This is a genomic window from Cedecea sp. NFIX57 (genome assembly GCF_900177785.1).
In the GTDB taxonomy this organism is placed as follows: domain Bacteria; phylum Pseudomonadota; class Gammaproteobacteria; order Enterobacterales; family Enterobacteriaceae; genus Cedecea; species Cedecea neteri_C.
In genome coordinates this window covers 1-9,029 of sequence record NZ_FXAS01000067.1, presented here as the reverse complement: position 1 = coordinate 9,029, position 9,029 = coordinate 1, and the positions used below count along the sequence as shown (strand labels likewise).

Here is a 9,029-nt window from a genome sequence, read left to right as displayed (position 1 = left end):
CATTAACACGCAAAAGTACCCACCACATGCGGATCGCCATCGCTACAATTCATGGTTAGGAACCTCTAAAAGAGTCGATTGAGCTTCCTAACCATGAACGGTTTCTAGTGTTAGCACGTCATTCAGAAAATCAAAAGAAGAGTTCGCTGAACATTATAGATCAAAATACTTTAACCAATTTTGTCCGTTTCATCGTGGATTACCTCCCGGGTGGGTATCAATTGAGCTATTAACTTTCGGTAATCTAAAAAGTCTATTAGAAGCCTTTAGCCCGCATTCTATCATAAATCTGAAATTGGATAGATATGCTTCAAGAATTGCGGGGGCAAAAGACTATGCAACTCTTTTGGACTGGTTAACAGTCATCCATACAGTACGTAATGATTGCTGTCATCATACACGATTATTTAACAGAAACAGGCGAGCGCCCAAGTTGGTGAAAAACTTACTTAATCCAACAATTCCGCTCGTGAAAACAAATGTCACAAACAAAGATCAGCTTAATCGGATATATACCTCCCTTGCTGTTATTCAGCAAATGCTAAGTGCATTCGGTTTTGAAAAGATCGGGGAAGAAATTCAGACACTTTTCGACAAATATCCTGTATCTACATTGTTCTATGCGTCAATGGGATTTCCTGAACGCTGGAAGGAAGAACAGCTATTTTTTTAACACACCGCAAGCCGATTTTAGACACTTGAGAAAGGTCATATCAGCGGCCTTTCTTACACTTCAAGTTCTATTCCCTCGCTACCTAGACGTTCTAGGTTATTCTGTCCATTACTGGTGGCAATGCGAGGCTTTGCTTGATACCCTAAAAAGGTGATTAATTACCAAAATGTCGAAAATATCATCATGAAAAAAATATTATTGATTACTTTACTACTTGCTTCAAGTCATGCACTAGCAGAATGGGAGTATACAGAAAAGCTTTCAAGTGGTGATACATGCTATTATACAGAAAACAGTGAAACTCATGAGGTTTTTCTTGCTTTAGGAAATGGCTCCCCAGAGTCAGTATTTGATGAATGTAACAATAATGGTAGTAAAATAAGAGCGATAGATAACCAAAAGAAAATAAATCAAAGTAAATTAAAAGAATTTAGATTCGGTGGCTACATTGCGACAAGCAACAATATCCTTGGTTCGATTACTCTAGCTTGCTATACGGGAAGTATTGATAGTGATTCGAATTTAGTAAGCAAAGTAGAAAGAGCAAGGCGTTATCACGGATTAATAAATTTATATGATAGTGATAACGAAAAAATAACCAGAATAAAAAATGCTTTCAAGTTTGGAGCCAGTTTGCGTGATCGTTATCCTTTGGATAATGGCGGGAAGTATAGGGCAAATGTTTGTAATGGGATGGTCAGACAGGGGAGGTTATAAATTGCATCCCTTGTTGCAACTAAGCCGCGCAAGCGGCCTTTTTTACGTTCCTCGTTTAAGTTCTCCGCACAAATGGGCATTCAGGTCATTCTGTCAATTCTGATGGCCATGGGGGCTTTAGTGGTATCATGAGATTATGACAAATATACGTTATTGCAGGAAATATATGATGGAAATCAAGGCACAACAGTTTGTCACATCAACGCGTCGGCGTGTACTTAACGATAACGGTCAGCAGGGCATGAATGGCGTGCCAGGCATAGGCTCAACGACTGAAAGGCATCAGGGCCGCGTAGCACAAGCGATTTTTGCTAACTGTACGGAACTGGATAACGCCCAGCTTAATGAGATCATCGAATGGGTTCGGCTCTATCACCGCTGAATGCTACCTTCAGACCGCGCCAGCGGCCTTTTTTACGTCTGCTGTGTAATTCCCCCGCCAACTGGACGTAACAGTTAAAATGTCCACGGTCCGGGGAGAGCAGATCGTAATTATTTCCCCTGACGTTTCCTGTTTATACCTTCAGGTTTTTCAGCATGCTCACGGCGTCGGTTTCCGGCATCTGGAACTGGACGCGATGCCGCGCGGCGACATCGAGGGCAAATACCTTCGTGTACACCTCCGTCGAGCTCAGCGACTTGTGGCCCATCAGCGCCTGCAGCACCTTCAGCGGAATGCCGGCGTACAGCATGTGCATGGCGTACGAGTGGCGGAACGTATGGGGCGTCACCGGGACTGAAAACGTCACCCCGTCGGCGGCTGCGACCTCTATGGCTTCTGTAAGCCAGGTGCGGACGGTCCGGTCTGCGATCTCCCAGATACGCGCCTTCTCCGTTCTGCCGGTTCGCTTATTGCGCCGCTCCAGCGGAATTTTCAGCGTGGCCACCATCATCTCCAGCTGGCTGACGTACTGGTTGTCGGAAAGCGGGACCAGCCGGTGAGGCTGACTGCCGGCGGGCAAACGGCCGGCCGTTCTGGCGGCTTTTTCAGTCCGTTGTTTGAGTGTGGCCAGCTGCACGAAAGGGTAGGGCGGCGCTAGGGTAAAATCAGCACGTGTCAGCGCCAGGGCTTCGTTAATGCGCGCGCCGGTATTCCAGAGGGTGGCCAGCAGCATCTTGCGGTGCAGATCGGGGACATAGTGGAGGAGGGCACTCACTTCCGGCGCCAGCAGGTATTTCGGCAGCTCGTCCTGAACCAGCGCCATCTGTCGCAGAGCCAGTGCGGCCGGGTAGTCGATGGCCACCGGCAGCTGAGAGACAGCAGCGGGAACGACATTGCCGGTAAGGGCTGGCAACATAGGGTATCTCCAGTATCTTTAGTGACTCAATGCTCAGAATGAATTCCTGGGGTGAACAACCGGCAGCGTGTCGCCTGCACCAGTTTCACGGCGCAAGGTGAGAGCCACCGCGTCTATAAATGCCCGGATATCACGAACAGCATGTTCCAGTTGCCAGCGGCCGATATGTACTTGCTCGTCGTATTTGCTGACACCATTCCGGTGCACCAGATCCTGTCGGGTTTCAACAATGTCTTTGAGGGGGGCAAAAGGCCACTCATACGGCAATTCAAGGACCGAAGAAAAATAGTTCTGCAGATTTTTCAGATTGTGGAAAGTCTTCTGACTGACATATAACTGAGCGGCACGGCGGTGCAAAACAGTATGATCAGGCGGCGACTTGTCGGGATACCTCTGCGAATGTGCCAGAACAGCTTTGTGGCATTTGCTGAGAGCTCTTTTAACCTTCTGATTTGTAGCAAAGTTAGTGTAGAAACGTTCCATATGTGCTGCATCATTCAGCAGTGTGCGGGCTGAATACATCAAAAAGGCTTCCATCACCGTCACGGTATGGGCGTAGGCCATACGAAAAACAATGCCAGCCTGCGCTGAATTAACCAGTGCCTTTAGTTCATCGAGTTCACGAACGGCATGGATATAGCGGTCGTCGAGATCATTAAGCGAGTCCTGAAACCACTGCCATTCCGCCTGTTCGACTAAATAATCCAGCATCGAGCTGTAATCCTCCGCGGCAATATCCCATTCAGGAGTGCCTTCCTCAACATCCGGATAATTTTCCGCGATCCATGCCTTACCTTTTTCTTCCTGAATCTCATACATCAGTTCTTTCATACTTCCCATTTGCACCTCACCATCAGTTATGGAAATCCCGCCATGCATATTTTTTCGCTACTTAGCGGCACCAGTCTGGACTCGGCTGTACTTCTGAATAATTTGCATAATCTTCAGTGCTTAAAGTTAACGACGCATACTCGAAACCCTGTGAGAGGTCAAATTCACTTGCTCCTGCAGGTAAGCCTGAATATCCCCCGATCACTGATGGTGGCGCCCGCCATTCTGTACAGCCATCAGAGAGCCAGCGCCATTTAAGTTCGTTTCCCTGCGCATCTAGTAACTGAACTAAATCTTGGCCGTAACTGTTCGCACTATGATTTACCCACACAGAATTTATGCCCTGACTAATCAGATCCCGAATAACAATATCAATATCCATTTAATACCCTATTAAATAGTTCCGCCGTGAAATCATCCCTGCCCTGACGTCATCCCTTCCTTTTGCATTATCACTCAGAATGATAATCACTCACCTGATAATAAGCAGACAAATAACAACGTCATTAAATTACCGAGCACCCGTTTCCGGCTGATCCGATTTTCTGCGTATAGACGACTTTCCGGAAGTGTGGCACGGCTGATCGCGAACCGCAACGGCCATTTCTGGCGGTGGGCGCCGGGTCACAGGGCAGGGGGAAAACACCACATATAGCGTCATCAGCAGCTGAGTGAACCGCTACATCTTGTGTTAATGGGCCGCTGGTCGCCGGGGCGAGGAAAGCAGATCCGGAACAACCAGAAATCGGATCTGACAGCGGAAAGCGATGTTCTTCGTGTACGTACTGTATTGTATGTACTGAATGTATTAAGTGTATTGTACTGTATTGCATGTATTGTGTAATTTTCAGACACAGGCTACACTGCCTGCATCACGCACCTCAGGAGCCCCCATGAGCAAACTGCCTTCCCCGGACATGGTCCGCCGTATTGAAGACGCCGCCGCCGCCCTCATCGCCGCCGGCACCCCCAACCCGACCAACACGCAGGTCCGCGATCACCTCGGGGGTGGCTCCCTGGCCACCATCTCCCCGGTCATGCGCGCGTTCCGCGCCCGGCTGCGGGAGCAGGAGAGCGACGAGGCCCCGGCGCTGCCGGCAGAGCTCGCGCAGCTGCTGACCGGGCAGCTGACCCTGCTGTGGCAGACGGCGGTGAAACAGGCGGAAGCCGGGGCGCGCGACGCGCGTGAGCAGGCCGACGCCGACATTGAACAGGCTGATCTCGAGCGCGACACCGCCCAGGCGCGGGTGGCGGAGCTGGAAACCGAGCTGGCAGTGCTGCGTGAAGTGCAGGCCGAACGCGACCGCCTGCTGCAGCAGGCGCTGGGGCTGCAGGAGCGGATGATTTCCCTGCGGGAGGAGGTGGTGCGTCAGCAAACGAACAATGAGCACCTGGCCACCCAGTTGAAGGAGAGCCGGGAGGAAGTGAACACCCTGCGCGCCGGGGAAAAAGCGCTGCAGGCCGAGCTGCTGGCGCTGGCTCGCGGCGAGGGGAAGGTGAAGAAATGAATCACCTCATCAGACAACGTATCCATGCGTTTCACAACGCCCTGGTGCTGGCCGCCGATACCCGGCCCCATGAATGCTTCGGGATGGGCCGCTGGGAGGAGCTGAATGCCTTCCCGCACGGCTGCTGCGACCTGGCCAGCAACTTTCTGGCTCAGTACCTGCAGGACAGCGACCCGGCCCTGAAGCCGGTGATTATCCATATGCAGACGACGACAGATTTTCGGGAGAACGAAAAATCAACCATTGAATCTCATGTGATTGTGAGGCTGGACGACTGGTATATCGACCTCACGCTGAACCAGTTTGCAGAACATGAAGAGCGGGTGGTGATTGAGAAGCCTTCCGGTACGCTGGGCACGCTGTTGAGGGCAATACGCGCCAGTGACGGCGAAATCAATGAACGCAGCATACAGCTGGATGCAGGGCTGGATATCGACGGCCACGCGCTCTATGCCTGGCTGCGCGCCACAGCCGACAGTCTGCTGGCAAACGGAGGCACACATGAAGGGGTTCTACGCCGGAACCGCCGAAATTTCCGACCTACTATTTTTAGTGCTCTTTTGGAACCTCGATAACACCATCAGCAATACCCTGAGCAAGTCGCTCCATCCATTTCGCAAAACGAAAATATCCAGGATATTGCAGGCAGATGTAGTCCATCTGCACTTTTGATGTGCTGTCCATCACCCGTTTAAATGCCTCCATGTAGTCATAACATCCCTGCAATAATTGTGCATCACCATCCTCTGTCAGAGGAAACTGGCTGGTGTAGTCATGAACTATTTTCGCTAATTGCCGCTGTTCTGCTGTCAGGTCGATCATTTTTATCCCCGAGTTTGTGGCCATGAATCTTAATGAAGCTTTTTTTCGACAGTGTTATCTGGCAGATTTTCGGAGCCCAACTGGCGTTTAATCCTGGTCAACAGCTGTGGCGCAACATTCCAGCGCGCACCGCTCCCGGTATGAACTGTCACCGTTTTTTTATTCAGTCGGACCAGAACCCCCGTCACTGTTTGCCCGTCTTCAGCCCGGAAGCTGACCACATCTCCGGGCCGAAAATCCTCCATACTTTGCCGGGTTCGCTGGCGATGTAACATATTAAGGCGATTAACAATAATATTATGGAGTGCTATCAGCTTCTCTTCAGCCATATCATCAATTAATTCAGCAAGATTAATGACCTGACCGGTGTTTCCTCGTGATGGTTTTTTCATACTAATCAGTCCGGTATCCCTTCAGTTTATTCATCACCAGTATCGGGGCGAAGCGTCCAGGTACTGCCACCAAACAGTGTGATCCCCACGCTCTGCTCCCAGGTTTCTGTTTCTGCGAGGCGTTTTTCCACCGACTGAAAATCGGCATGGCTCAGAATGACCTCATTCCGCTCACCTGGCGATTCCAGTACATATCCGTCCGGTATTCGGCGGACAGCTGAGCCCGTAGCCCGGGCCGATGTCCGGTAAAAGGTTTTGATGCAAGCGCCTTTTTGCAAGGCTGACAGGATGACCTGTTCCGGGATCCGCATATTCATTCCTTATGATTACGTGACAGTGTCCGATAAACCGTTGGTCGTGAAACTGAAAATAACTCAGCAAGATCGCTAATCGAGTACTGCCCGGTTTCACGCATCCGGTACAGTTCTTTTTGTTGTTTATCAGACAGTTTCGGCTGTTTTCCCCGTAATTTTCCCTTTGCGCGCGCAATAGCCATGCCTTCCCGGGTGCGCAGGCGTATCAGATCGCCTTCAAACTCAGCAAAGGTCGCCAGCACATTGAAGAACATTTTCCCCTTCGGGTCTACGGGGTCATAGATGCTGGTACCCAGCGCCAGCTTCACCCCCCGGGCCTGTAACGCATCCGCTATCTCACGGGCGTCAGGCACTGACCGCGCCAGACGGTCAAGCCTGGGGACGACGAATGTGTCACCACTACGAACAGCTGCCAGCGCCTGGTCCAGGCCGGGTCTTTGCCGGTTTGACCCCGTCAGCCCCTTATCAAGGTAAATCCGGGCCGGGGAGACCCCGAGTTTCACCAGCGCTTCCTGCTGAGCGGTCAAATCCTGTTTGTCAGTGGAGCACCGGGCATAGCCAATGCGTATTTCAGTCATAAGTGTACGTTTAAGGGGCCATGAAAGAGATTGATACCGTACCAGTTATATGAGACAACGTCAGCCGTGATTTTCTCTGAAGTACAAATTTAATTTTTACCGTCCGCTGAGCGATCCTCTTACGGACATGATTAATCGGGGTCAGGATGACAACGCGTGGCAAAGCGACAGGCAAAAGTGAACGGCTGGCGGTTTTAAATCGTGCCGAGCAGGAAGCACTGTATGGCCTTCCTGATTTCGATGATGCACAGCGGCTGGAATTCCTGGCTATGGATGAATCTGAACTGGCGCTGGCCTGTAGTCGTCAGGGGCTTCATGCTCAAATTTATTGCATCCTTCAGATCGCTTACTTTAAAGCCAAGCACTTGTTTTTCCGCTTCGGATGGAATGATGTTAAGGACGACAGCAACTTTGTTCTGAGCCGTTATTTCCAGGGTAAGTCACTTCAGGATCAGCCTCTCACTAAGCACGAACTCTATGCTCAGCGCGAAAAAATATGCGCACTGTTTGGTTACCGCCCGTGGTCATCTTCGCTGTCTTCACAGCTTGAACAGCAGGCCGCCCACATTGTCCACCGGGATGTAACCCCCGGTTTTGTTGCCACAGAGCTGATTATCTGGCTCAACGAGCATAAAATTATCCGGCCCGGTTATACCACGCTTCAGGAGCTGGTGAGCCGGGTTCTTTCTGATGAAAGGCAGCGGCTGGGGCGTATTCTGACGGAGCGGCTTGATGACGCCACCATTGCCGATCTGGACAAGCTGATTGAGCGCGATGATACGCTTTCCCGGCTCGCGATCCTCAGGCAAGATGCGCGTGACTTTGGCTGGCGACAGATGGTTCATGAAAGGGAAAAACGGGCAATCCTGGAGCCGCTGCATCATAAAGCCTGCGACATCCTGCCTGCACTGAATATTTCCCAACAAAATCTGCTGCACTATGCCAGCCTGGCAAATTTCTACACCGTTTACGATCTCCGCAATCTGAAGCAGGAGCAAACCCACCTTTATCTGCTGTGTTATGCCTGGATCCGCTATCGCCAGTTCAGCGACAACCTGGTGGATGCGATGTTTTTCCATATGAAACAGCTTGAGGATGAGAGCCGTAGCGTGGCTAAACAGCTTATGGCTGACGTACAGGAAAAACACCGGCGAGAAACCTCTAAAATTGGACGTCTGCTGTCGCTTTACGTTGACGACAGCGTTCCGGACCCCACCACCTTTGGCGAAGTCCGCCGTCGCGCCTGGAAAATCATGCCCCGGGAGACGCTGAAAACTACCGCACAACGCATGAGTGTGAAACCTATCAGCAAACTGTCGCTGCAGTGGCAGGCTGTTGACGGTATGACAGCGTTAATCCGGCGTCACCTGCGGCCATTATATTTGTCACTTGACCTCACCAGTGTGGTCCAGGACAGCCCGTGGGCGGAGGCGCTGAGCTGGCTCAGAATGGTGTTCAGCAAAAAACAGACGCTTTCACAGCGGCCGCTGGCGGAATGCCCGCCGGAGACGTTACCCTTGCGGTTGCGCCAATACCTTCTTGAGTTCGGTGAGGACGGTGAGCCCGCAGGTCTGAATGCCGGGCGCTATGAATTCTGGGTCTATCGGCAGATAAGAAAGCGTTTTCAGGCAGGGGAATTCCACCTCAACGACAGCCTCCGGCACCGCCATCTTTCTGATGAACTGGTCCCGGAAGGGGTACAGGCCGCGGTGCTGGCTGAAATGAACATCCCTTTTCTGCAGAAGCCGATTAAAACGCAGCTAAAGGCGCTGGAGTCCGAGCTGCACCGGCAGTGGAAAGCTGTTCTGGTCAAGTTAATCAGGACACTTTTTTATCAGACATCTGTTCATAGCGTACCGGAGATATTTCCCCGTTCGCCGTATGATTTCTGTCAAG

General features: G+C 51.2%; 13 protein-coding genes and 1 pseudogene. 7 read left to right on the top strand and 7 right to left on the bottom strand.

All coding sequences use genetic code 11. The annotated features are described in order from the left end of the window. Positions 1–118: 118 nt before the first annotated feature. From B9Y90_RS27445 to B9Y90_RS25085, 4 genes and pseudogenes are all read left to right on the top strand, one after another. Positions 119–400: pseudogene (locus B9Y90_RS27445) on the top strand (Abi family protein); the annotation flags it as partial. A gap of 36 nt (positions 401–436) precedes the next feature. Then, complete coding sequence (locus tag B9Y90_RS27440) at positions 437–673, top strand: Abi family protein (protein ID WP_254902764.1); 237 nt, start codon at positions 437–439, stop codon at positions 671–673. Positions 674–856: 183 nt separating this feature from the next. Beyond that, a complete protein-coding gene (locus B9Y90_RS26715) occupies positions 857–1,390 on the top strand; it encodes a hypothetical protein (RefSeq protein WP_139827502.1) in 534 nt (177 codons plus the stop codon). A 169-nt stretch (positions 1,391–1,559) separates the two neighbouring features. After that, positions 1,560–1,772 carry a hypothetical protein gene (locus B9Y90_RS25085; protein ID WP_085543023.1) on the top strand — a complete coding sequence of 71 codons (213 nt, stop codon included), beginning with the start codon at positions 1,560–1,562 and terminating at the stop codon, positions 1,770–1,772. 133 nt (positions 1,773–1,905) lie between these two features. Here the strand turns inward: B9Y90_RS25085 and B9Y90_RS25080 are convergent, their stop codons facing one another. From B9Y90_RS25080 to B9Y90_RS26710, 3 genes are all read right to left on the bottom strand, one after another. Further along, entirely contained in the window at positions 1,906–2,688 is a 783-nt protein-coding gene (locus tag B9Y90_RS25080; protein WP_085543022.1) for a site-specific integrase, read from the bottom strand. Positions 2,689–2,721: 33 nt separating this feature from the next. Further along, positions 2,722–3,519, bottom strand: a complete 798-nt coding sequence (locus B9Y90_RS25075) for a hypothetical protein (protein WP_085543021.1) — start codon at positions 3,517–3,519, stop codon at positions 2,722–2,724. Positions 3,520–3,580: 61 nt separating this feature from the next. Then, positions 3,581–3,901, bottom strand: coding sequence for a hypothetical protein (locus tag B9Y90_RS26710; protein ID WP_139827501.1), 321 nt, complete (start codon positions 3,899–3,901; stop codon positions 3,581–3,583). A gap of 430 nt (positions 3,902–4,331) precedes the next feature. Here B9Y90_RS26710 and B9Y90_RS25070 point away from each other — a divergent pair, with 430 nt between their 5' ends. Beyond that, a complete protein-coding gene (locus tag B9Y90_RS25070; protein ID WP_369678992.1) occupies positions 4,332–5,027 on the top strand; it encodes a DNA-binding protein in 696 nt (231 codons plus the stop codon). Beyond that, a complete protein-coding gene (locus tag B9Y90_RS25065) occupies positions 5,024–5,602 on the top strand; it encodes a hypothetical protein (RefSeq protein WP_085543019.1) in 579 nt (192 codons plus the stop codon). Before B9Y90_RS25070 ends, B9Y90_RS25065 begins: the two co-directional genes overlap by 4 nt. Here B9Y90_RS25065 and B9Y90_RS25060 read toward each other — a convergent pair. Genes B9Y90_RS25060 through B9Y90_RS25045 form a run of 4 tightly spaced genes read right to left on the bottom strand, consistent with a single transcriptional unit; the run spans position 5,577 to position 7,133 of the window. Continuing rightward, positions 5,577–5,849, bottom strand: a complete 273-nt coding sequence (locus tag B9Y90_RS25060; protein ID WP_085543024.1) for an arylsulfatase regulator — start codon at positions 5,847–5,849, stop codon at positions 5,577–5,579. The genes B9Y90_RS25065 and B9Y90_RS25060 overlap by 26 nt on opposite strands. Positions 5,850–5,878: 29 nt before the next feature. Further along, positions 5,879–6,241 (bottom strand): peptidylprolyl isomerase, encoded by a 363-nt coding sequence (locus B9Y90_RS25055; protein WP_085543018.1) that lies wholly within the window; start codon positions 6,239–6,241, stop codon positions 5,879–5,881. 26 nt (positions 6,242–6,267) lie between these two features. Further along, on the bottom strand, positions 6,268–6,552 hold the full coding sequence (locus tag B9Y90_RS25050) for a cytoplasmic protein (protein WP_085543017.1): 285 nt from the start codon (positions 6,550–6,552) through the stop codon (positions 6,268–6,270). 2 nt (positions 6,553–6,554) lie between these two features. After that, on the bottom strand, positions 6,555–7,133 hold the full coding sequence (locus B9Y90_RS25045) for a recombinase family protein (protein ID WP_085543016.1): 579 nt from the start codon (positions 7,131–7,133) through the stop codon (positions 6,555–6,557). 146 nt (positions 7,134–7,279) lie between these two features. On the opposite strand from B9Y90_RS25045, the gene B9Y90_RS25040 reads away from it, so the two are divergent. Further along, positions 7,280–9,029: DUF4158 domain-containing protein (locus tag B9Y90_RS25040; RefSeq protein WP_254902763.1), on the top strand; the 1,750-nt coding region annotated here is incomplete at its 3' end.

What these genes read in the sequence shown, in the direction of transcription:
- B9Y90_RS26715 (WP_139827502.1), top strand. Translation starts at nt 857, where the DNA reads ATGAAAAAAATATTATTGATTACTTTACTACTTGCTTCAAGTCATGCA.
- B9Y90_RS25085 (WP_085543023.1), top strand. Translation starts at nt 1,560, where the DNA reads ATGGAAATCAAGGCACAACAGTTTGTCACATCAACGCGTCGGCGTGTA.
- B9Y90_RS25080 (WP_085543022.1), bottom strand. Translation starts at nt 2,688, where the DNA reads ATGTTGCCAGCCCTTACCGGCAATGTCGTTCCCGCTGCTGTCTCTCAG.
- B9Y90_RS25075 (WP_085543021.1), bottom strand. Translation starts at nt 3,519, where the DNA reads ATGAAAGAACTGATGTATGAGATTCAGGAAGAAAAAGGTAAGGCATGG.
- B9Y90_RS26710 (WP_139827501.1), bottom strand. Translation starts at nt 3,901, where the DNA reads ATGGATATTGATATTGTTATTCGGGATCTGATTAGTCAGGGCATAAAT.
- B9Y90_RS25065 (WP_085543019.1), top strand. Translation starts at nt 5,024, where the DNA reads ATGAATCACCTCATCAGACAACGTATCCATGCGTTTCACAACGCCCTG.
- B9Y90_RS25060 (WP_085543024.1), bottom strand. Translation starts at nt 5,849, where the DNA reads ATGATCGACCTGACAGCAGAACAGCGGCAATTAGCGAAAATAGTTCAT.
- B9Y90_RS25055 (WP_085543018.1), bottom strand. Translation starts at nt 6,241, where the DNA reads ATGAAAAAACCATCACGAGGAAACACCGGTCAGGTCATTAATCTTGCT.
- B9Y90_RS25050 (WP_085543017.1), bottom strand. Translation starts at nt 6,552, where the DNA reads ATGCGGATCCCGGAACAGGTCATCCTGTCAGCCTTGCAAAAAGGCGCT.
- B9Y90_RS25045 (WP_085543016.1), bottom strand. Translation starts at nt 7,133, where the DNA reads ATGACTGAAATACGCATTGGCTATGCCCGGTGCTCCACTGACAAACAG.